This is a genomic window from Vibrio sp. Hep-1b-8, from assembly GCF_006124995.1.
Taxonomy (GTDB): domain Bacteria; phylum Pseudomonadota; class Gammaproteobacteria; order Enterobacterales; family Vibrionaceae; genus Vibrio.
Genome location: NZ_QEWN01000005.1, coordinates 1 through 21069, shown reverse-complemented (window position 1 = coordinate 21069; position 21069 = coordinate 1). Strand labels below are relative to the sequence as shown.

The 21069-nt window shown below is 45.6% G+C and carries 24 protein-coding genes; 15 read left to right on the top strand and 9 right to left on the bottom strand.

Annotation, left to right across the window (positions count from 1 at the left end; translation table 11 throughout):
• Nucleotides 1–12 precede the first annotated feature (12 nt).
• From DA100_RS02280 to tkt, 7 genes are all read right to left on the bottom strand, one after another.
• Nucleotides 13–759, bottom strand: coding sequence for a phosphatase (locus DA100_RS02280; RefSeq protein WP_138970685.1), 747 nt, complete (start codon nucleotides 757–759; stop codon nucleotides 13–15).
• Nucleotides 760–776: 17 nt separating this feature from the next.
• Nucleotides 777–1511, bottom strand: coding sequence for a nucleoside/nucleotide kinase family protein (locus DA100_RS02275; RefSeq protein ID WP_138970684.1), 735 nt, complete (start codon nucleotides 1509–1511; stop codon nucleotides 777–779).
• Between the two features lie 10 nt (nucleotides 1512–1521).
• Nucleotides 1522–2040: an MltR family transcriptional regulator gene (locus tag DA100_RS02270; RefSeq protein ID WP_138970683.1), complete on the bottom strand. Its 519-nt coding sequence runs from the start codon at nucleotides 2038–2040 to the stop codon at nucleotides 1522–1524.
• Nucleotides 2041–2098: 58 nt separating this feature from the next.
• A complete protein-coding gene (locus DA100_RS02265) occupies nucleotides 2099–3370 on the bottom strand; it encodes a zinc-binding dehydrogenase (RefSeq protein WP_138970682.1) in 1272 nt (423 codons plus the stop codon).
• A gap of 49 nt (nucleotides 3371–3419) precedes the next feature.
• Nucleotides 3420–4817: a PTS mannitol transporter subunit IICB gene (locus DA100_RS02260; protein WP_138970681.1), complete on the bottom strand. Its 1398-nt coding sequence runs from the start codon at nucleotides 4815–4817 to the stop codon at nucleotides 3420–3422.
• A gap of 16 nt (nucleotides 4818–4833) precedes the next feature.
• Nucleotides 4834–5277, bottom strand: coding sequence for a PTS sugar transporter subunit IIA (locus DA100_RS02255; protein WP_138970680.1), 444 nt, complete (start codon nucleotides 5275–5277; stop codon nucleotides 4834–4836).
• 464 nt (nucleotides 5278–5741) lie between these two features.
• Entirely contained in the window at nucleotides 5742–7754 is a 2013-nt protein-coding gene (tkt, locus tag DA100_RS02250; protein ID WP_206208545.1) for a transketolase, read from the bottom strand.
• 301 nt (nucleotides 7755–8055) lie between these two features.
• Between tkt and metK the strand changes: the two genes are divergently transcribed.
• From metK to ruvX, 8 genes are all read left to right on the top strand, one after another.
• Nucleotides 8056–9210: a methionine adenosyltransferase gene (gene metK / locus DA100_RS02240; protein WP_138970678.1), complete on the top strand. Its 1155-nt coding sequence runs from the start codon at nucleotides 8056–8058 to the stop codon at nucleotides 9208–9210.
• 274 nt (nucleotides 9211–9484) lie between these two features.
• Complete coding sequence (locus DA100_RS02235; protein ID WP_138970677.1) at nucleotides 9485–10282, top strand: DUF2189 domain-containing protein; 798 nt, start codon at nucleotides 9485–9487, stop codon at nucleotides 10280–10282.
• Between the two features lie 69 nt (nucleotides 10283–10351).
• Nucleotides 10352–10849 (top strand): SprT family zinc-dependent metalloprotease, encoded by a 498-nt coding sequence (locus DA100_RS02230; protein ID WP_138970676.1) that lies wholly within the window; start codon nucleotides 10352–10354, stop codon nucleotides 10847–10849.
• Between the two features lie 78 nt (nucleotides 10850–10927).
• Nucleotides 10928–11629 carry an endonuclease gene (locus DA100_RS02225; RefSeq protein ID WP_138970675.1) on the top strand — a complete coding sequence of 234 codons (702 nt, stop codon included), beginning with the start codon at nucleotides 10928–10930 and terminating at the stop codon, nucleotides 11627–11629.
• A 129-nt stretch (nucleotides 11630–11758) separates the two neighbouring features.
• Entirely contained in the window at nucleotides 11759–12490 is a 732-nt protein-coding gene (rsmE, locus tag DA100_RS02220) for a 16S rRNA (uracil(1498)-N(3))-methyltransferase (RefSeq protein WP_138970674.1), read from the top strand.
• Nucleotides 12491–12502: 12 nt separating this feature from the next.
• Nucleotides 12503–13450: a glutathione synthase gene (gshB, locus tag DA100_RS02215; protein WP_138970673.1), complete on the top strand. Its 948-nt coding sequence runs from the start codon at nucleotides 12503–12505 to the stop codon at nucleotides 13448–13450.
• Between the two features lie 48 nt (nucleotides 13451–13498).
• Nucleotides 13499–14062: a YqgE/AlgH family protein gene (locus DA100_RS02210; RefSeq protein ID WP_138970672.1), complete on the top strand. Its 564-nt coding sequence runs from the start codon at nucleotides 13499–13501 to the stop codon at nucleotides 14060–14062.
• Nucleotides 14063–14082: 20 nt separating this feature from the next.
• Nucleotides 14083–14505: a Holliday junction resolvase RuvX gene (gene ruvX, locus DA100_RS02205; protein WP_138970671.1), complete on the top strand. Its 423-nt coding sequence runs from the start codon at nucleotides 14083–14085 to the stop codon at nucleotides 14503–14505.
• Between the two features lie 21 nt (nucleotides 14506–14526).
• Here ruvX and DA100_RS02200 read toward each other — a convergent pair whose 3' ends face one another.
• The gene (locus DA100_RS02200; RefSeq protein WP_138970670.1) at nucleotides 14527–15633 is read right to left on the bottom strand and encodes a PilT/PilU family type 4a pilus ATPase; all 1107 of its coding nucleotides are present in this window, start codon (nucleotides 15631–15633) and stop codon (nucleotides 14527–14529) included.
• Nucleotides 15634–15648: 15 nt separating this feature from the next.
• Nucleotides 15649–16686, bottom strand: coding sequence for a type IV pilus twitching motility protein PilT (locus DA100_RS02195; protein WP_138970669.1), 1038 nt, complete (start codon nucleotides 16684–16686; stop codon nucleotides 15649–15651).
• 25 nt (nucleotides 16687–16711) lie between these two features.
• On the opposite strand from DA100_RS02195, the gene DA100_RS02190 reads away from it, so the two are divergent.
• The 7 genes from DA100_RS02190 to hemW form a co-directional block, all read left to right on the top strand.
• A complete protein-coding gene (locus DA100_RS02190) occupies nucleotides 16712–17428 on the top strand; it encodes a YggS family pyridoxal phosphate-dependent enzyme (RefSeq protein ID WP_138970668.1) in 717 nt (238 codons plus the stop codon).
• Between the two features lie 24 nt (nucleotides 17429–17452).
• Entirely contained in the window at nucleotides 17453–18271 is an 819-nt protein-coding gene (gene proC, locus DA100_RS02185) for a pyrroline-5-carboxylate reductase (RefSeq protein ID WP_138970667.1), read from the top strand.
• Between the two features lie 38 nt (nucleotides 18272–18309).
• Complete coding sequence (locus tag DA100_RS02180) at nucleotides 18310–18867, top strand: YggT family protein (protein WP_138970666.1); 558 nt, start codon at nucleotides 18310–18312, stop codon at nucleotides 18865–18867.
• Entirely contained in the window at nucleotides 18867–19157 is a 291-nt protein-coding gene (gene yggU, locus DA100_RS02175) for a DUF167 family protein YggU (RefSeq protein ID WP_138970665.1), read from the top strand. Before DA100_RS02180 ends, yggU begins: the two co-directional genes overlap by 1 nt.
• A gap of 51 nt (nucleotides 19158–19208) precedes the next feature.
• The gene (locus tag DA100_RS02170; protein ID WP_138970664.1) at nucleotides 19209–19640 is read left to right on the top strand and encodes a DUF4426 domain-containing protein; all 432 of its coding nucleotides are present in this window, start codon (nucleotides 19209–19211) and stop codon (nucleotides 19638–19640) included.
• A 44-nt stretch (nucleotides 19641–19684) separates the two neighbouring features.
• A complete protein-coding gene (locus DA100_RS02165) occupies nucleotides 19685–20284 on the top strand; it encodes an XTP/dITP diphosphatase (RefSeq protein ID WP_138970663.1) in 600 nt (199 codons plus the stop codon).
• Between the two features lie 24 nt (nucleotides 20285–20308).
• On the top strand, nucleotides 20309–21069 hold a 761-nt coding region (hemW, locus tag DA100_RS02160), incomplete at its 3' end, for a radical SAM family heme chaperone HemW (protein ID WP_138970662.1).

Here is a 21069-nt window from a genome sequence, read left to right as displayed (position 1 = left end):
GCTCGATTTGGATTAATAAAGCGCGGAGAATTCTTCGATTTTCGGTTTACCACGTAAAAGCAAAAAGTTAAGAAATCTAGCGGTAGATGTGGTGAGGATCTTATCTTCGCTGACGTCATGTTTTTTGAGCAAAGCTATCGCCAGGTCTAGCTGAGCAATCTCATGACAAAAGTGAGCATCAGAACCCGTCGTGAAATAGACACCCAATTCAGAGCCCATTCTGACTATCTCGCTACAGCGGCTTGCACTACCGTTACGGCTTTTGCCAGTGAGTGACGTGTTGTTTACCTCAATCGCAACATTATTGGCCTTCGCGCATTCAAGCACAGGTGCTAACTCAAAAGGGTAGTTAGGGTTACCTAGATGACCTAGTGCATCAACTTTACCGCTCTCAATAACATTGATTAAGGTATCTGTGTGCTGCTTATGATCCGCTGGTGGATAGACAGGCTCATGAAAGCTGGCAATCACCCAATCGAGATGCTGATAGGAGGAGGGCGGTAAGTCGAGGTCTCCTGCAATATTTAACGTGTTGGCTTCGACACCACGCAAAATACCTACCTGATGAAGAAAGCGGGGTAAAATTCTTTGATTATTGAAAAACCAGTAGTGAGGGGCACCTGGCATTTCAGGAGCATGATCCGTAGTACAAAGAAGTTTTAACCCCTTATTTTTTGACTCAAGGGCATTCTCTAGAATCGTGTTATAAGCGTGGCCACTGGCAATAGTATGAGTGTGGCTATCGACGACTATATTCATACGATTTCCTTATGGCATTAGTTGATTTCAAATGAGCCATCTTGGTTCATATAAAGGGTTAGGTTGGCAGGTACCGAACATGAGAGTACTTTGTCGACGTTGACTGAGTCAGAGCTTTGATAAAACGCCTGAGCATCCTCAAGGCTAGTCCCGCCACGAACCTTACGGTTGACCAAACGTTGCTCTAAATACTCTGGCTTTGTGTCGACGAAAATCGTGAAATCCGCGAGTTCATGAAGACCGTTCCACACCGGTTCATTGAGCAATAACCAATTGCCTTCTACCACCACGATATTGTTTTTAACGCTAATTGCATCATCAACCGGATCGTGCAAATTACGATCATAATAAGGCCATTTAGGGTCGCTCACTTTGAGCTGTTTAAGCTTGCTAATCAGCTCGGTTAGGTTGAAGGTTTCGTAACATCCTTTTATGTCACGGAGTGATATGCTCTTACCATCTCGCTGAATACAATTAGTGTCCAAGATTTCGTTAGGGTAGTGGAAACCGTCGAAAGGGAGCACTTGTATTGGCTCAAGCAGCGGATTTTTATAAGACAGATACTCCCAAAAGGCAGCTAGGGTAGACTTGCCACTCCCTGGCGGAGCGCATAAGAACACAACGATTCGCTCATTTCTTTGCTTGAAGAGACGAGTGAATTTTTCAACTAATGGCTTATGAATTAACGAAACATCGCTGTCAGGAAATACAGCATGAGTGTCAAAGCCACTCACATTTAATCTAACTTTCATGGCTGGCGCCTTATTCTAAAATCTCTTTTTCGATCCGTTCGAGCAACATTTCACACGAGAGTTTTAGTACTGTTTTAATCAGTGATTCATAACGCATCTGTGAAAATGACTCAAACGAAGAGAACTTAAGCTGGTTAATAGAGTCGAGATAGAAGCAGTCTTCTCCTTTCGAGAGGGTCGACTGATTGGTGATAAATTCGTATACCATATCGTTATCGAAACTGAGCTTTGCTGGCTGCTTTAGAGCGTAATCGAGCATTTGGTCGTACAGACCGATATCAGCGTAAGTTTCTAACGAAATTTTACCCATCGCTAATACCAACTTCGAAACTACGTCAGTTGTTACCAAAGGGCCATCGTTGTGAAGAAGAGGCTCTACGGCATTCTGCATCACAAACTCATCTTGAACGAATACGTTAGGCAGCAGCTGTTTCAGCTTTAAGTTAATTGCTTTATTAGATACTTGGAGAAAGCAAGTTGCGCTTTCGCACTGATCCATTGCATCAAGCAATTCTTCTATTCGGGACAAATGTTGATTAACCTTTTTAGAATGTGGCAGCTCTAGGCTACCACACACTCCTGTTTGTCTAAACGGTAAGACTGACATCGTAATACTCAAGTAACGCTTTTTCTGCGTGTTGGTTCCAAACGTAATTATTCGCTGCCAGAATTGCGTCTAGTTCAACGAAAAATGGGTCTACATCAGCGAGGGAGCGGAAGTTGTCTATTGCCGTTAACGGTAAGTTAATATGCGGGTAAATCAGCTTTTTCCCACCAGGAATATCTAATTGATTAAGGATTGTATGGGGAGCAGATTCAAGCCCACCAACGTGAGTAATCATAAATGATGGATTAATCTTGTTCTGCTCGGAAAGCTCAATAGATTCAAGCATGTCCCCAGTCGAACCGCCGGATGTTCCAACAATATGGGTTGATTCATAATGAACGTTGTAGAAATTAAACGGCACTTTAAACTGCTTGTCAGTCGGACCTGCAAAGAAGTTTAGGCAACCGTCATTGCCCAGTAATTCGTCAGCTTGTTCAATTACTTGCTGAACCGCGGCATAGACCATTACATCATCATAGCCATTTCCTTTATTGAGCTGTTTTAGGTGAGAAACAGGATCATCAAGTTCGGCGGTGTTAACGTAATGCAAGGTTATACCTTGCTGTAGAGCTGACTGTTTAGAAATAAGACTTTCTGCACGGGACAGGCGTTGAGAATCAATGTCTGTCACTACTATTAGACTTGGCTTAACCGGTCCATTGATTGCGTAATCAATGGCGCCAATCCCCATAGGGCCTGCGCAAGCGAGTAAAGCAAGTGAACCGCCTTGTTTGATTCCCATTTGGTGTTCGTAAACGTAAGGTGTTGTATGATAACTCGCATGGTAAGCGCCAATGATGCATGACATAGGTTCGGCGAGTGAAGCGTTCGCAAAATAGTCACTGTTGTAAGGCAATACACAGCCAAGATCTATCGCAATCTTAGGAATGATGGAATAGGTCGCATTGCCACCAAATGTTTCGTAACTATAGCCAGCCGAATAACCTGAAGGTAGCCCCATTGCTGGTTGAAGGACAAACGGCTGGCCTGGCTTATAACGGCCTCGAAGGTTAGCACCGACCTCAACTATAATTCCGGCGTACTCGTGACCCGTCATAACCGGAACCTGATCGATATTCTCTGGAACACGTTTATGGTTGCTACCCAATAGAGCAGCTTTGTAAGTCGATAAGCAAATACTGTTTGAAATGTTTTTCACTAGTAGCTCATCATCGCCAATTGGTGGAAGATCGAACGTTCGTAATTGAACATCTTTTTCGCCACAAATAACAGCTGCGGTAGTTTGCACCATGATTTTCTCCCCGAATAGGGGGGCCTTATCGGCCCCAAAAATAGTTGATTTAAGCTTGTTGACTGATTGTTTCGATAAGTTCGTCTAATGCAGGGTCATGTAGGAAGTTTTTAATCGTGACCACTGGTAAACCTGTCGCAGAGACTGCGCGGCTCTCTAAACTTTCGTGAGTGACGACAAGGTCGGCGTTAGACGGCACTTTCTCAATCGCAAAGTTCTTTACCTCTACCTGATAACCTGCATCATTAAGTTTCTTTCTGAACGTTGATGCACCCATAGCGCTTGATCCCATACCTGCATCACAGGCGAATGCGACAAACTTAATCTTGTTAGCTTTTGCAGTAGCTTGAGTTGTCGTGCTCACTGCACCTGCGGCTTTCATCTCCTTCATGTCTGTTACAGATTGCTCAAACTCTTTCTCAGACTCTTCATTACGGCTCATCTTCAATATCGCGCTTGCTACAAGGAAGGAGACGATCGTAGCGGTAGTGACACCTGCGATAGTGGCGATAAAGCTCCCCTTAGGCGTTAGTGCTAAGTAGGAAAAAATTGAACCTGGACTTGGACCCGCAACCAATCCTGCGTCAAGCAAATTAAATGTAGCGATACCTGTAGCTGCACCAGCAATCATTGCAACTATCATTACTGGCTTCATAAGTACGTATGGGAAGTACAGTTCATGAATACCACCGAAGAAATGAATGATGATTGCACTTGGCGCTGAACGCTTACTTAGGCCTTGACCAAATTTAGCGTAGGCAAGAAGCATCCCTAGACCAGGCCCTGGGTTTGATGCAACCATAAAGAAAATTGACTTGCCAGTTTCTGCAGCAGCTTGAAGGCCTAGAGGGTAGTAGATACCTTGGTCAATGGCGTTATTAAGAAAAAGGACTTTGGCTGGTTCGTTAATAATGGCCAATAAAGGAAGGAAACCAGTTGCGACTAATGCTTCGATACCCGATTTTACAAATAGATTTGCAGCAGTAACCGCTGGACCAACCACAGCGTAGGCGAACAGACACATTATCATGCCAAAGATGCCGAGCGAGAAGTTGTTGACCACCATCTCGAATCCTGAAGGGATCTTGTCGTGGAGTTTTTTATCGATTTGTACGATAACCCAGCCGCTGAGAGGGCCCATGATCATTGCGCCGACAAACATTGGGATTTCGGCTCCGGCAATAACGCCCATAGTACCAATAGCGCCTGCTACAGCTCCGCGCTTGTCACCTACGATCTGACCACCGGTATAACCGATTAGAAGTGGTAACAGATAGGTGATCATTGGGCCGACCAGTTCACCAAAATAAGCGTTAGGAACCCATCCGGTAGGGATGAATAGTGCGGTAATAAAGCCCCATGCTATGAAGGCCCCGATATTTGGCAAAACCATCGCGGTCAAATGACCACCGAAGGCTTGCACTTTTGCTCTCACATTTGTTGTCACATCGTATTCCTTCTGTTTAGTAGGTTTTTATAATATTTAGTACGTCCTGCTTAGTTGAAGCCGTAGCAAGTTTTGCAATGTTGGCTTCATCAACAAGCATTTCGCTAAGGGCCTGAATAACTTCGATATGTGTATCTGAATCTTTTGCTGCCAGTGTAAGCAAAACGTTTGCAGGACCCATATCAGACCCAAAATCAATTGGATTAGTAAAAACATGTATGCCCAGGCCTGTCTTTAGAACTCCAGCTTCAGGACGAGCATGAGGCATAGCTATTCCAGGACAAAGAACGTAATATGGACCATTAGCTAACGTCGACTCGATAATTGCTTTTGAGTAGTTCTCAGTCACGTAACCTTTTTTCTCGAGATATTGAGTGGTCACGTTGACAGCATCTTCCCATTGGTAATTATGGTGGTCGATAACATCGATTAGGTCATGGTCGATTAGGTCATACAGCATCTTCATTTCCGATTAATATGTGGTTGTTGATTTCATTATCAGGATTGAAGAGTTGTTAGGGAATAGCGGGGCTTTTGTGCGGTTGATCTCGCTAAATTTACTGTCAATGCGCTAAATTTGTTTCAAATCACAATATTGCAACGAAAATAAATTACAAATATTATTTTTGTTAGATGTCAATAGTTAAAGTGAGTGGGTTGTCATAAATGTTAATATTAATAAAATATTATTAAATTTGAATTGGATCTTATTAATGCTATTGACGCAGATAAAAGTGTGATTATTGACTAATGTTTGTTGTGTGTTGGCTAGCTTGTTTGAGCGGTTTGTACCTATCTAGATCACACTGTTGTTTTATTAAATCCTGTCTGTAAGTTAATTTCTTTGTAAGCTTCAATATCATATGCTGATCAAAAAAGCCCCGCTGATTGAGCGGGGCTTTGTTATTCAGGCTTTAACAGTAATTAAGCTAGAAGCTCTTTTGCTGTGTTTACAACGTTTTCTGTTGTGAAACCAAACATCTTGAACAGTTGGTCAGCTGGAGCTGATTCACCAAATGTTGTCATGCCGATGATCTTGCCACCGAAACCAACATACTTGTACCAGAAGTCCGCAATACCCGCTTCGATAGCGATACGTGCTGTGACGTCTGATGGCAGTACTGCTTCGCGGTATGCTGCATCTTGCTTGTCGAAAGCATCGGTTGATGGCATAGAAACAACGCGAACATTCTTACCTTCTGCTGTTAGCTGTGCTGCTGCTTCTACCGCTAGCTCTACTTCAGAACCTGTTGCGATAAGGATAAGCTCAGGCTTACCTGCGCAGTCTTTCAGGATGTAGGCACCTTTAGCGATGTTGGCGAGTTGTTCAGCGTCACGCTCTTGTTGTGCAAGGTTTTGACGAGAGAAGATAAGAGATGTAGGGCCATCTTTACGCTCGATTGCCAGTTTCCAAGCAACGGCTGACTCAACTTGGTCACATGGACGCCATGTGCTCATGTTTGGCGTTAGACGTAGAGAAGCCATTTGCTCAACCGGTTGGTGAGTTGGACCATCTTCGCCTAGACCGATAGAGTCGTGCGTGTAAACTTGGATGTTCTGAACTTTCATCAGAGCAGCCATACGCATTGCGTTACGCGCGTATTCCATGAACATTAGGAATGTTGCACCGTATGGCACGAAACCACCGTGTAGCGCAATACCGTTCATGATAGCCGTCATACCGAATTCACGCACACCGTAGTGAATGTAGTTACCAGAGGCATCATCAGCAGATACAGACTTAGAACCAGACCACATCGTTAGGTTAGAAGGTGCTAGGTCAGCAGAGCCGCCTAGGAATTCTGGTAGCATGGCACCGAATGCTTCTAGCGCATTTTGTGACGCTTTACGTGAAGCGATGTTGGCTGGGTTAGCTTGTAGATCAGCGATGATCGCGTTGGCTTTCTCTTCCCACTCTGCTGGCAGTTCACCGTTTACGCGGCGTTTGAATTCTGCTGCAAGTTCTGGATATGCTGCTTCATAAGCTGCAAATTTCTCGTTCCACGCTGCTTCCTTAGCTGCGCCTGCTTCTTTCGCATCCCACTGAGCGTAGACATCCGCAGGGATTTCGAACGGACCGTGCTCCCAACCAAGTTGCTTACGAGTCGCGGCAATTTCTTCAGCGCCTAGTGGTGCGCCGTGACAGTCGTGTGAACCAGACTTGTTAGGTGAACCAAAACCGATGATAGTTTTAGTACAGATTAGCGTAGGGCGAGGGTCAGCTTTTGCTGCAATGATGGCCGCATTGATCGCTTCAGGATCGTGACCGTCAACTGCTGGGATTACATGCCAGCCGTACGCTTCAAAACGCTTAGGTGTATCGTCAGAGAACCAACCTTCAACGTGACCATCGATAGAGATACCATTGTCATCCCAGAAAGCGATTAGCTTGCCAAGACCTAGCGTGCCCGCGAGAGAACATGCTTCGTGTGAGATACCCTCCATCAGACAGCCATCACCCATAAATGCATAAGTGAAGTGATCAACGATGTCGTGGCCTTGTTTGTTGAATTGTGCAGCAAGCGTTTTCTCAGCCAGCGCCATACCAACCGCGTTAGTGATACCTTGACCTAGAGGACCCGTTGTTGTTTCAACACCAGGCGCATAACCGTACTCTGGGTGGCCCGGAGTTTTTGAATGTAGCTGACGGAAGTTCTTCAGATCGTCGATAGACAGCTCGTAACCAGAAAGGTGTAGCAGCGAGTAAATCAGCATAGAGCCGTGGCCGTTAGAAAGTACAAAACGGTCGCGATCTGCCCATTCTGGGTTAGCTGGGTTGTGATTTAGGTGTGAACGCCAAAGAACTTCAGCGATATCAGCCATACCCATAGGTGCGCCTGGGTGGCCAGAGTTAGCTTGTTGTACACCATCCATGCTTAGAGCGCGGATTGCGTTAGCGAGATGTTGACGAGAAGACATGTCAGCTCCTGAGTGCATTAAGCGAATCATAAATGTAAGTGGGCGACAATTCTCTCAAAGCACTGTTAGCTCTGCAAACGTTTTCCAGCCAGTTTATTCACAAATATTCTATCTTTTGGTCTAACTTCATAGAGGAAGCACGCAATCTTCATATTAGCAACGCAAACGTTTAGTTTTGCTTCTAAGAAAAAAAGAGCTTGTAATTCGAACGGTCAAAACTAAAATAGACGTCTAGATGTAGAAACACCTACAGTTTGTACTAATAATTTTTTGTAGAAGACTTCCCTTCTGCTCAATTAATAATAGAAATGGAGCTCGCATGGCTAAGCACCTGTTCACTTCTGAGTCAGTATCAGAAGGCCATCCAGATAAAATTGCAGACCAGATTTCTGATGCAGTCCTTGATGCGATCCTAGAACAAGATCCAAAAGCACGTGTTGCGTGTGAAACTTATGTAAAAACCGGCATGGTAATGGTTGGTGGTGAAATCACGACATCTGCATGGGTAGATATCGAAGAGCTCACTCGCCAAACTGTTCGTGAAATCGGCTACGTTCACTCAGACATGGGCTTTGATGCTAACTCTTGTGCAGTTCTAAATACGATCGGTAAACAGTCACCAGATATCAACCAAGGTGTTGATAAAGCAGATCCTAAAGAGCAAGGTGCGGGTGACCAAGGTATTATGTTCGGTTACGCAACTAACGAAACTGAAATCCTAATGCCTGCACCAATTACTTACTCTCACCGTCTTGTGCAAAAACAAGCTGAAGTACGTAAGAACGGCACTCTACCTTGGTTGCGCCCAGATGCGAAATCTCAGGTTACTTTCCAGTACGATGAAAGCAAAATCGTTGGTATCGATGCGGTTGTTCTTTCTACTCAGCACTGTGACACAATCTCAACTCCAGACCTACGTGAAGCAGTAATGGAAGAGATCATCAAGCCAGTACTACCTACAGAGTGGATCAACAAAGAGACCAAGTTCTTCATCAACCCAACAGGTCGTTTTGTTATCGGTGGTCCTATGGGTGACTGTGGTCTGACTGGTCGTAAGATCATCGTTGATACATACGGCGGCGCAGCGCGTCACGGTGGTGGTGCATTCTCTGGTAAAGATCCATCAAAAGTAGACCGTTCTGCGGCTTACGCAGCTCGTTATGTTGCGAAAAACATCGTAGCGGCAGGTCTTGCTGATCGTTGTGAAATCCAATTGTCTTACGCGATTGGTGTTGCAGATCCAACGTCTATCATGGTTGAAACTTTTGGTACTGAAAAAGTTTCTCAAGAAATCATCATTGAAGCAGTTCGTCAGCACTTCGACCTACGCCCATACGGTCTACAAGAAATGCTTAACCTACTTCAACCAATCTATAAGAAGACGGCTGCATACGGTCACTTCGGTCGTGAAGAGTTCCCTTGGGAAGCGACTGACAAAGCAGCAATTCTACGTGAGTTCGCTGGATTAAAGTAATTAAGTGACAATCACTTAGTTGATACATCGAGGCCTCTGGACAACCAGAGGCCTTTTTTATTACCAATAAAAATCGCTTCTCAACGTTGTATTTTTTTGTCATGGGGTCAATAGTTAAAAATATGTTAACACCTCAAGTTCAGTATTGTACTGATGGTTAACATAGACTGATGCGCCGCTTACATCACAGACGTCGGCAAGCCGGGCATCGAGTATCAAACGCTAAATTTGCCAACGAATTTAGTCAACGTAGAGAATCGATCAAGGAGGATGTATGCCTCGTACGGTGAATCCACATGACTTCAACGATAAACGAAAGGAAGTCTCAGATGCGGAATATGCTCGCACAATCCCTTGTAATCAGGTGAGTATATCTGCCCCATTCCACTGGCTCGCACTCGGTCTACATGACTTCGTCCGAATGCCGCTTATTAGTGCCTTTTATGGCTTATGCTTTATGGCTGCCGCAATCGGTATTGTATTACTTGTGCAATGGCAAGGAACTCACCTTGTCGTCATGCCGAGCTTAGTCGTCTATATGTTAATTGGTCCATTCCTTGCGCTTGGATTGTATGATGCTAGCTGGGAAAGAGAGAGAGGCCATAGCGCCAGCTTAATCCACTCCATGAAAGCGATTAGCCGTAACTCCACCTCACAGTGGGCATTTGCGGTGCTATTGGCGGTGTGTATGATTTTCTGGATGCGTATTGCCGCGCTACTTCATGCCCTCTACCCTTCGGTACAAGGCGCACCGCTAACCGAATTTATGCCTTTCCTCGTCATAGGTTCACTGGTTGGCTTCGTCCTAGCTTGTGTGGTGTTTAGTATTTCCGCGTTCTCTATTCCGGTAATGATGGAACGACGCGTCGATATGATGACTGCTGTGTTCACTAGCTTTAACGCGGTCAAATCAAACATCCCTGCGATGATTGTTTGGGCTGCGCTGATTTGTGGCGGTATTCTTGTCGGCTTTGCCACCTACGGTATTGGCATGTTGTTTACTATGCCAATCCTCGGCTATGGTACTTGGCACGCTTACCATGAAACCATCAAGAAGAAACATCACCCTTAACAAGCTAAGCCATTTCGTTCTATGATGCGCCCCAGCCATTTGAGCTGGGGCGTTTATTTAGGAGTGGTTGTGGATTCTGAACTCAATTATCGTGCACATAAAGTGATTGCTGACTGCATCCAGCAGGCTCAGCTAGCTTTCAAACGCACTTTCCCGCAACCAAAACTTAACTACAAACTGCGCGGTAAAGCGGCGGGTAAAGCCTACTTGCAGCTAAACGAGATTCGTCTCAACCCAACGCTATTTGAAGAAAACCAACAGGCTTTCCTTACTGACGTTATTCCTCATGAAGTCGCTCACCTAATTACTTACCAAGTCTATGGCCGTGTTCGGCCACACGGGAGAGAGTGGCAAGGCGTGATGGAAGCCGTCTTTAAAGTGCCCGCAAAAACAACCCACAGCTTCGAAGTCACTTCCGTACAAGGAAAAACCTTTGAATATCTTTGCGCCTGTACGACCTACCCCCTTTCTATCCGCCGCCATAATAAAGTACTGCGAAATCAAGCCAGTTACCGCTGCCAGCAGTGCCAACAGACGCTAAGTTTCACTGGCAAACAACTGACCTAATTAAGACAATTCTCACCAATAGCAGCCATAATTGCGTGTTAGACTGTAATCCATACTACTTTTCTAATACGGAATTCTATGAAAAGAATCCTATTTTTCAGTCTATTATTGACACTTTTTAGTGTTACTAGCCATGCTGCTCCACCCTCTTCTTTCTCCAAAGCAAAAAAAGAAGCTGTAAAAATTTACGCCGATCACCCAACCAGTTTTTACTGTGGTTGCGATATTGAGTGGCAGGGACGTAAAGGAACACCGGATTTAGAGTCGTGTGGTTACCAAGTCCGTAAACAACAAAAGCGTGCTTCCCGAATCGAATGGGAGCATGTCGTCCCAGCCTGGCAATTTGGCCATCAGCGTCAATGTTGGCAAACTGGTGGACGAAAAAGCTGTACTAAGAACGATAAGACCTTCCGTCTAATGGAAGCGGATCTGCATAACCTGACTCCAGCAATTGGAGAAGTAAATGGCGACCGTTCTAACTACAACTTTAGCCAATGGAATGGTGTTGATGGCGTTAGCTACGGACGCTGCGAAATGCAGGTTAACTTTAAGCAACGCAAGGTCATGCCGCCCGATAGAGCAAAAGGCTCGATTGCGCGAACTTATCTCTACATGAGTAAAGAGTATGGCTTTAAATTATCCAAACAGCAGAAACAGTTGATGACAGCTTGGAACAAGCAGTTCCCAGTGGATAAGTGGGAATGCAAACGTGAAGAGCGCATCTTCAAAATCCAAGGTAATCACAACCCATTTGTTTACCAAGCTTGCCAAGCGCTATAACTCTCTCTGCGTTATGAAATTAAGAGTTTCCAGTAATTAATTGGAAACTCTCTCTGCCCCTTGTTTTTTCGCATAAAAGCATCCATGTTAGAGGTTATCTCAAAACCTCTTGCTGGAAATCGAAACACAATGCGAATCCCACGAATCTATCACCCAGAAGCCATTAATCAGTTAGGCTCTCTCATGCTCAGCGATGATGCTGCTGGCCATATTGGCCGTGTATTGCGCATGAAAGAGGGACAAGAAGTACTACTGTTTGACGGCAGTGGCGCTGAGTTCCCAGCAGAGATAGCTAGCGTTTCAAAGAAAAACGTTGAAGTGAATATTACTCAGCGTGTCAAACGCAGCTCAGAATCACCACTCGACCTTCACTTAGGCCAAGTTATTTCACGTGGCGATAAGATGGAATTCACCATCCAGAAATCGGTGGAACTCGGTGTTAACACCATTACCCCACTGGTTTCAGAGCGCTGTGGTGTCAAACTCGATCAAAAACGTTTCGAGAAGAAGCTCGCCCAATGGCAAAAGATCGCCATCAGTGCTTGTGAGCAGTGTGGTCGCAACACAGTCCCAGAAATCCGCCCAATCATGCAATTAGAAGAGTGGTGTGGTGAAGAATATGACGGTCTAAAACTGAACCTCCACCCTCGTGCAAAATACTCGATCAACACCCTACCAACACCGGTAGAAAAAGTACGCCTATTGATTGGCCCAGAAGGTGGCTTATCAGCAGAAGAGATCGGTATGACAGAAAACTACAAATTTGAAGAGACGCTACTCGGCCCACGTGTACTACGTACCGAAACTGCGGCTCTTACTGCAATTACAGCCCTGCAAGTTCGTTTCGGCGATCTTGGTTAAACGGAGAACAATATGATCAAATTAGGTATCGTAATGGACCCTATCTCGTCCATTAACATCAAGAAAGACTCTAGCTTTGCCATGATGCTTGAAGCGCAGCGCCGCGGCTACGAAATCCACTACATGGAAATGGATGACCTTCACCTAGACCAAGGTGTTGCGGTTGCAGATACCAAAGTGGTTGAACTTAAAGAAGATCCAACGGGTTGGTATGAGTTCAAATCTGAGCAAACTATTGAGCTTTCACAACTAGACGCGGTACTAATGCGTAAAGATCCTCCGTTTGATACTGAGTACATCTACGCCACTTACATCCTTGAGCGCGCAGAAGAGCAAGGCACACTGGTTGTCAATAAACCTCAAAGCCTACGTGATTGTAACGAAAAACTGTTCACGGCTTGGTTCCCTGAGCTTACCCCAACCACTATCGTGACGCGTAAAGCAGAGAAGATTAAGCAGTTCCGCGAGAAACATGGTGATGTAATCCTTAAGCCACTTGATGGCATGGGTGGCGCATCTATCTTCCGCATCAAAGAGAATGATCCAAACGTATCCGTCATCATTGAAACCTTGACCAACCACGGTCAAAACTACGCAATGGCACAAACATTCGTTCCTGATATCAGCAACGGTGACAAGCGCATCCTAGTCGTAGATGGCGAGCCAATGCCTTATTGTTTGGCACGTATTCCTGCGAAAGGTGAAACACGTGGCAACTTGGCAGCGGGCGGAACAGGTGAAGCGAGACCACTTAGTGAGACAGATAAAAAGATAGCTGAAGCTGTAGCGCCTACACTTAAAGAAAAAGGGCTGATATTTGTTGGCTTAGACGTCATCGGTGACAAGCTAACAGAGATAAACGTAACCAGCCCAACTTGTATTCGTGAAATCGAAGCGGCATTTGATGTGTCGATCACTGGCAAACTCATGGACGCCATTGAACGTCGACTAAACGCCTAAACTGTTAGGGCAACCTATAGGGTTGCCCATATTTAAGTGGGAGTGTTTATGAATTTAACCAACCATTTTTTAGTGGCAATGCCGGGCATGAAAGATCCCTACTTCCAGCGCAGCGTGATTTACGTTTGCGAACACACCGAAGATGGGGCGATGGGTTTAATGATTAATGCTCCTATCGACATCACCATCGGCAAAATGTTAGAGAAAGTCGATGTCGATTCAATTCATCCGAAACTCTTAACCGACAGCTTAGACAAGCCTGTACTCAACGGTGGCCCAGTCTCGGAAGATCGTGGTTTTATACTCCACCAGCCTAAAGACGAATATGAATCCAGCATCAAGATGACGGATAAAATCTCCGTCACTACATCTCGTGATATTCTAGGTGTACTCGGGACAGAAGCTGAACCTCACCATTATCTCGTCGCATTAGGCTATTCTGGCTGGGAAGCTGGTCAGCTAGAGATAGAGCTGTCAGAGAACTCATGGTTAACGGTTGAGGCGGATCCCAATGTGATGTTCGATACTCCAATCAATGAACGCTGGCAAAAGGCAGTACAGATGCTTGGTATTGATGTCGCCCAACTTTCTAGTGATATTGGCCACGCGTAACAACAATAACGAAGAGAAACATGTCTAGAACAATTATGGCATTTGACTTTGGCACTAAAAGTATTGGTAGTGCGATAGGACAGGAAATTACGGGTACCGCTTCTCCGTTGAAAGCTTTTAAAGCTAATGATGGAATCCCAAATTGGGATGACATCGAAAAGCAAATCAAAGAGTGGCAACCGGATCTACTAGTGGTGGGTTTGCCTACCGACCTGCATGGCAAAGATCTTGAAACCATTACGCCAAGAGCGAAGAAGTTTGCTAACCGCCTACATGGCCGCTTTGGCTTAGCCGTCGAACTGCATGACGAACGCTTATCAACCATGGAAGCACGCGCAGACTTGTTCGAAATGGGTGGCTACAAAGCACTAAGCAAAGGGAATGTCGACTGCCAGTCAGCGGTCGTCATTCTTGAAAGCTGGTTTGAGGCGCAATACGGGTAGCGAGAAGCGTTCTTATCCCCCCTAATCCATATCAATCTTAACATTACTCAACGCACTGCCACTTGAACCATTGCCACGCTGCGTTTTAAGCATGATTCTGAGATCATTGGCCGAATCTGCACTATGAAGTGCATCTTCCTCGCTAATTTGATTCTCGGTTACTAACTTATACAGTGCCTGATCAAAGGTTTGCATCCCCACCTCATTCGACTTAGCCATTGTTGCTTTTAACTCATGCAAGTCGCCACGTCGAATAAGATCAGAAACTCTTGGACTATTGAGCAACACTTCAAAGACACCATGACGACCCTGACCGTTTTTATCTCGAATCAGTTGCTGACCAATCACACCACGAAGATTCATCGACAAATCGAACAGGAATTGTTCTTTTTGCTCTTTGGGTACCAAATGTAAAATGCGTTCAAGAGCCTGATTGGCGTTATTGGCATGCAGAGTCGCCATACAGAGATGGCCTGTCTCAGCAAATGTCATTGCGTATTCCATTGTTTCACGCGAACGTATTTCTCCAATCAGAATCATATCAGGAGCCTGACGCAACGAATTCTTCAATGCAACTTCATAGCTTTCTGTATCTAAACCGACTTCACGTTGAGTCACAATGCAGCGCTGATGCTCGTGAACAAACTCAATCGGGTCTTCAACCGTTAAAATATGTCCCGACTGATGAGTATTGCGATAGCCAGTCATCGCCGCCATGGTGGTCGATTTACCCGAACCCGTCGCCCCAACGACTAGAACTAGTCCCCTCTTAGCGGTAGCCAGTTCTCTCAATACTTCAGGAAGTTTGAGTTCCTCAAAGGTGGGAATCCTTGTTTCAATTCGGCGAATAACGGCGCCGGGCAGCTCTCGCTGATAGAAAGCCGACACACGGAATCGTCCAAAGTGACGGACGATAGCAAAGTTAGCCTCTTTACTAGCATGAAACTCATGCTGGCGCTCTCTATCCATCATACTTTCAAGCAAGGAACTCACCACCGCATGTGAAAGTTTATCACCTTGGGGACGCAGCTCACCATCCACACGATAAAGAACCGGAGCCCCAACCGTAATATAGAGATCTGACGACTTTTGATCGATCATCTGCTCTAAAAAAACATCAATATCCATACCGTTTCCACTCAATCAGAACATAGACGTTTCAAGTTCTATTTTCTTAGCAACTTCATCTGGCTCAACCAAGCCTTGTGCTATCAACTGTTTGGCATTCTGCTCCATGGTCTGCATCCCATGAGCAGCTCCGGTTTGAATCACAGACAACATCTGTGCGACTTTATCCTCACGAATAAGGTTGCGAATTGCAGGTGTCGCCATCATGATTTCATGGCAAGCTGTACGCCCGCCACCAATACGTTTCAGCAGTTTTTGTGCAATAACCGCTCGCAATGATTCAGAGAGCATTGAGCGCACCATTTCTTTATCGCTACCAGGGAATACATCAATAATGCGGTCAATGGTTTTTGCCGCCGAGCTAGTGTGCAGAGTCCCAAACACCAAATGACCGGTTTCGGCCGCAGTTAGCGCTAAACTGATCGTCTCTTTATCTCGTAACTCCCCGACCAGAATAACATCTGGGTCTTCGCGTAAAGCACTGCGTAAAGCGTTACTAAAATTGTGTGTGTCACGGTGGACTTCACGCTGATTGACTAAGCATTTGTTGTTGCTGTGAACAAATTCAATCGGGTCTTCAATCGTGAGGATATGCTTGTTGTGGTGACGGTTAATGTAGTCCACCATCGCTGCGAGCGTGGTCGATTTTCCAGAGCCCGTTGGCCCAGTCACCAATACCAACCCTTTTTCCATATTGGCAATTTTTTCAAAGATTGGCGGAGTGTCTAACTGTTCTAAGGTCGGAATCGTCATAGGGATGGTACGGAACACCGCTGCACAGCCTCGAGCCTGATTGAACGCATTGACACGAAATCGTCCAACGTCAGGTAACTCGAACGAAAAGTCGACTTCGAGTCGCTCTTCAAACTCGCTTCTTTGAGCGTCGTTCATCACATCAAATATCAATCGATGCACATCCGCATGATTAAAAGCTGGTACGCCAAGCTTTCTTACTTCACCATCTATCCTTACCATTGGAGATACTCCAGCAGAAAGATGTAGATCTGAAGCATTATGCTTTACACTAAAATCCAGTAATTCAGCGATATCCATTTAAAATCCTTAAGTAAAATCTGCTATGACTAGTATTCAACAAAATATTGAACAGATCACCTCACAGATTGAGGTCGCACAACAAAAGTGTGGACGCGGTCGGGACTCAGTGCAACTTCTCGCCGTCAGCAAGACTAAGCCTGTCGAAGCTATCCTTGAAGCCGCTCAAGCTGGGCAAGTCGCATTTGGAGAGAACTACGTCCAAGAAGGGGCAAATAAAGTCGCCCACTTCACTCAGCATCACCCTGAACTGAACTTAGAATGGCACTTTATTGGCCCAATACAGTCCAATAAGTCGCGCCATGTTGCAGAAAGCTTTGACTGGGTACATACCGTCGATAGAACTAAGATAGCTCAACGTCTCAACGATCAGCGTCCAGAAGGCCTCGAGCCGATTCAGGTTCTGATTCAAGTAAATACCAGTGGCGAAGCATCAAAGTCCGGCATTGACGACGATGAAATCTTTGCTCTTGCTGAGTTGATTTCTCAGCTTCCGAACCTCACTTTAAGAGGATTGATGTCAATCCCTGCTAATGTTTCAGACTATGAGTCACAACTGGCGGCATTTACTCAATTAGCAACGCTCAAAGAGAAACTCGCGCATCATTTTCCTGATCAAAACATCGATACCTTGTCGATGGGAATGAGTGGTGATATGGAAGCCGCTATCGAAGCAGGTAGCACCATGGTCCGTATCGGTACCGCTATCTTTGGTGCTCGCGATTACAGTAACAAAGCATAAATTGTTGAAAGGATACAAAGACTAATGGAACACAAGAAGATTGTCTTTATCGGCGCAGGCAATATGGTTAAAGCCATTGTGTCTGGCTTAATCGCAGATGGTTACCCAGCAGAACTTATCACAGCAACAGCCCCATCTGAGACACGTCGCTTACCATTAGAGCAAAGTTATGGTATCCAGACCACCAGCGACAATTTCTCAGCTGCACAACAAGCAGAGGTCATTGTACTGTCGGTTAAACCTCAGATGATGGAAGAGGTCTGCCGCCCACTGCAAAGCATCGACTTCTCAGGAAAGTTGGTGATTTCAATTGCGGCTGGTATCCAGTGTTCACGTCTAAACGAAATGCTCGGTTGTCCATTGAATATCGTTCGTGTCATGCCCAACACACCATCACAATTGGGACTAGGAATGAGTGGCCTGTTTGCTCCTGAACACGTAACAGCGCTAGACAAAGCTTTTGCTGCTGAGTTAATGCAAGCGGTAGGCAAAGTGTGTTGGGTTGAGCAAGAATCTGGCATCAATAACGTCATTGCTGCTGCTGGAAGTGCGCCTGCATACTTTTTCTTGTTTATGGAAGCCATGCAGGCAGAAGCCATCGCTCAAGGTTTTGATAAAGAGACAGCTCGTCTGCTCGTGCAGCAATCAGCGCTCGGTGCGGCAAGCATGGTCGTTGAAAACCCAGACACAGAACTGTCCATTCTACGTGAAAACGTGACATCCAAAGGGGGCACAACGGCTGAAGCCCTAAGAACATTCAATCAGCATCAACTTTCAGATATAGTAGCGAAAGCTATGCAGGCGGCCGTTGCTCGCGCTGAAGAGATGGAAAAACTGTTTTAATTACCAGAGCACAACGCTCTAGAAAATAAGGGTCACCTATGAATTCAATGAGTTTTCTGATTTCCACCCTGTTTGATCTCTACATCATGGTGGTGATCTTACGTATCTGGTTGCAAGCTGCCCGCGCAGACTTCTACAACCCGTTTTCACAATTCATTGTAAAAGCAACTCAGCCTGTTATTGCTCCACTACGTCGAATGATCCCATCTGCGGGCAGCCTAGACTTAGCAACAATTCTGTTCGCCTACCTACTGTGCGTATTGAAATTCGTCGCACTGGTTCTGATCGCTTCGAATGGCTCAGTATCCTTCAGTGCAGACTTCCTATTCCTAGGTCTATTGTCACTGATTAAAGCAGCGGGTGGCCTACTTTTCTGGGTGCTATTAATCCGCGCTATCCTAAGTTGGGTGAGTCAAGGTCGCAGTCCTATCGAATACGTGTTCCATCAGCTTACTGAACCTATGCTCGCACCTATCCGTCGCGTTATCCCAGCGATGGGTGGTTTTGACTTGAGTGTGTTAGTACTTTTTATTGCTCTACAATTCGCTAACTTTCTGATGGGCGACCTTATTGGCCCTATCTGGTATCAGCTATAATGTCACAAGCAGCTTGGTTTGACGGCGAGGATCTGATTCTTCGCCTTTACATCCAACCCAAGGCAAGCAGAGACAAGATCGTTGGGCAACATGGTGAAGAGATCAAGGTAGCAATAACCGCACCTCCGGTGGATGGGAAAGCCAATGCTCACCTGAGCAAGTACCTTGCAAAGCAGTTCAAGGTAGCCAAAGGACTCATCACCATAGAAAAAGGCGAACTTGGCCGACATAAACAAGTCAGGGTCAGTTCTCCAATACAAATACCCAATGAGGTACAAGCCATCATCTGATGGCTTTTTATTTATCACTCGTCAATGAAACGAATTTAAGAAGGAAGCCCAATGAAGAAATGGATCACACTCGCACTCATCAGCTTGTTTGCTGTACCAAGCTGGGCAGGTCAGTTCAAAACCATCAAAGATGTTGAGGTACACTACTCTGCCTTCAACTCTACTTTTTTAACGGCGCAGGTTGCCAGGAATTACAAGCTCAAACGTAACGCCTATTCTGCGATCCTTAACATCAGTGTGTTAGACAATTCGCAAGCAGGAAAACCCGCCATTACCGCTCAAATCGCCGGTACCAGCAAAAACCTGTTAGGCCAGACTCGCCAGCTCAACTTTCGCGAAGTGCAGGAAGGCGACGCTATTTACTACTTAGCGGAGTTTCCTATTTCACAAGAGGAACAACTGACATTCGATTTGGATGTTAATGCTGGCATTAAGGGCACAGGAAGATTAAAGTTCACCCAGAAATTTTACGTAGAAGAGTAATGGCCAAACGGCATGACTCTCGTTCATCAAAGAGACAGAATCCAATGAGCAAGATTGTATTAGCGACAGGTAATCAAGGTAAGGTTCGCGAAATGGCAGACCTACTGTCTGATTTTGGTTTTGAAGTGTTAGCCCAAAGCGAATTCAACGTTTCTGAAGTTGCTGAAACTGGCACCACATTTATCGAGAATGCGATCATCAAGGCGCGCCACGCGGCAAAAGAAACCGGTCTTGCTGCCATTGCTGATGATTCAGGTTTAGAAGTAGACGCCCTCAAAGGTGCCCCTGGTATCTACTCCGCTCGCTATGCTGGCGAAGGTGCAAGTGACCAACAAAACCTTGAGAAGCTGCTCGACGCAATGAAAGAGGTGCCAGAAGAACAGCGCAGTGCTCGTTTCCATTGTGTGCTCGTGTTAATGCGCCATGAAAATGATCCAACTCCTGTCGTTTGTCACGGCAAGTGGGAGGGACGAATTCTCACTGAAGCTCACGGCGAAAATGGCTTCGGTTATGACCCAATCTTTTTCATACCAGAGGACAACTGCGCTTCTGCTGAGTTAGAACCTGCACGTAAAAAACAGCTTTCACATCGCGGAAAAGCACTCAAACAGTTGTTCGCGACTCTATCTGAACAACCGCTTTAATCACTACTCAGTCAACGATAGACAATGAGCAAACTTATCCCACCAGCACTAAGTCTTTATGTACACATCCCATGGTGTGTACAAAAGTGCCCGTACTGTGATTTTAACTCTCACGCTCTAAAGGCTGAGATCCCAGAAAATGAATACATCGCAGCACTGCTACAAGATTTAGACACAGATATTGAGCGTTACCAGATCAATGATAACCCGCGCCCGCTGCACTCGATCTTTATCGGTGGCGGTACTCCTAGTCTGATATCGGCACAAGGTATTGCTGCACTTCTATCAGGAATTGAAGCTCGTATCCCTTTCAAACCTGACATAGAAATCACCATGGAGGCCAACCCTGGCACGATTGAGGCGGAGCGTTTTGCTGGCTATAGAAAAGCGGGAGTAACACGTATCTCCATCGGTGTGCAAAGCTTCGAGCAGCAAAAACTTGAGAAGCTAGGTCGAATTCATGGAAAGGATGAAGCGGTCAATGCCGCTAAGCTGGCGCATCAAATCGGTCTTAGTAGCTTTAACCTCGATCTCATGCACGGATTACCGGATCAGTCTGTCAATCAAGCTCTGGCCGATCTCGATAAAGCGATCGAACTCGATCCTCCTCATTTATCTTGGTACCAGCTAACCATAGAACCTAACACCATGTTCTACTACAAGCAGCCTACCTTGCCCGATGACGATGACTTGTGGGATATTTTTGAGTTGGGACACCAAAAGTTAGCCGAAGCAGGCTACGTTCAGTACGAGATTTCCGGCTACAGTAAACCTGGTTATCAATG

Bases quoted from the DNA above. Each gene is read 5' to 3' on its own strand.
- DA100_RS02280 (WP_138970685.1), bottom strand. From the start codon at position 759: ATGAATATAGTCGTCGATAGCCACACTCATACTATTGCCAGTGGCCAC.
- DA100_RS02275 (WP_138970684.1), bottom strand. From the start codon at position 1,511: ATGAAAGTTAGATTAAATGTGAGTGGCTTTGACACTCATGCTGTATTT.
- DA100_RS02265 (WP_138970682.1), bottom strand. From the start codon at position 3,370: ATGGTGCAAACTACCGCAGCTGTTATTTGTGGCGAAAAAGATGTTCAA.
- DA100_RS02255 (WP_138970680.1), bottom strand. From the start codon at position 5,277: ATGCTGTATGACCTAATCGACCATGACCTAATCGATGTTATCGACCAC.
- tkt (WP_206208545.1), bottom strand. From the start codon at position 7,754: ATGCACTCAGGAGCTGACATGTCTTCTCGTCAACATCTCGCTAACGCA.
- metK (WP_138970678.1), top strand. From the start codon at position 8,056: ATGGCTAAGCACCTGTTCACTTCTGAGTCAGTATCAGAAGGCCATCCA.
- DA100_RS02235 (WP_138970677.1), top strand. From the start codon at position 9,485: ATGCCTCGTACGGTGAATCCACATGACTTCAACGATAAACGAAAGGAA.
- DA100_RS02225 (WP_138970675.1), top strand. From the start codon at position 10,928: ATGAAAAGAATCCTATTTTTCAGTCTATTATTGACACTTTTTAGTGTT.
- rsmE (WP_138970674.1), top strand. From the start codon at position 11,759: ATGCGAATCCCACGAATCTATCACCCAGAAGCCATTAATCAGTTAGGC.
- gshB (WP_138970673.1), top strand. From the start codon at position 12,503: ATGATCAAATTAGGTATCGTAATGGACCCTATCTCGTCCATTAACATC.
- DA100_RS02210 (WP_138970672.1), top strand. From the start codon at position 13,499: ATGAATTTAACCAACCATTTTTTAGTGGCAATGCCGGGCATGAAAGAT.
- ruvX (WP_138970671.1), top strand. From the start codon at position 14,083: ATGTCTAGAACAATTATGGCATTTGACTTTGGCACTAAAAGTATTGGT.
- DA100_RS02200 (WP_138970670.1), bottom strand. From the start codon at position 15,633: ATGGATATTGATGTTTTTTTAGAGCAGATGATCGATCAAAAGTCGTCA.
- DA100_RS02195 (WP_138970669.1), bottom strand. From the start codon at position 16,686: ATGGATATCGCTGAATTACTGGATTTTAGTGTAAAGCATAATGCTTCA.
- DA100_RS02190 (WP_138970668.1), top strand. From the start codon at position 16,712: ATGACTAGTATTCAACAAAATATTGAACAGATCACCTCACAGATTGAG.
- proC (WP_138970667.1), top strand. From the start codon at position 17,453: ATGGAACACAAGAAGATTGTCTTTATCGGCGCAGGCAATATGGTTAAA.
- DA100_RS02180 (WP_138970666.1), top strand. From the start codon at position 18,310: ATGAATTCAATGAGTTTTCTGATTTCCACCCTGTTTGATCTCTACATC.
- yggU (WP_138970665.1), top strand. From the start codon at position 18,867: ATGTCACAAGCAGCTTGGTTTGACGGCGAGGATCTGATTCTTCGCCTT.
- DA100_RS02170 (WP_138970664.1), top strand. From the start codon at position 19,209: ATGAAGAAATGGATCACACTCGCACTCATCAGCTTGTTTGCTGTACCA.
- DA100_RS02165 (WP_138970663.1), top strand. From the start codon at position 19,685: ATGAGCAAGATTGTATTAGCGACAGGTAATCAAGGTAAGGTTCGCGAA.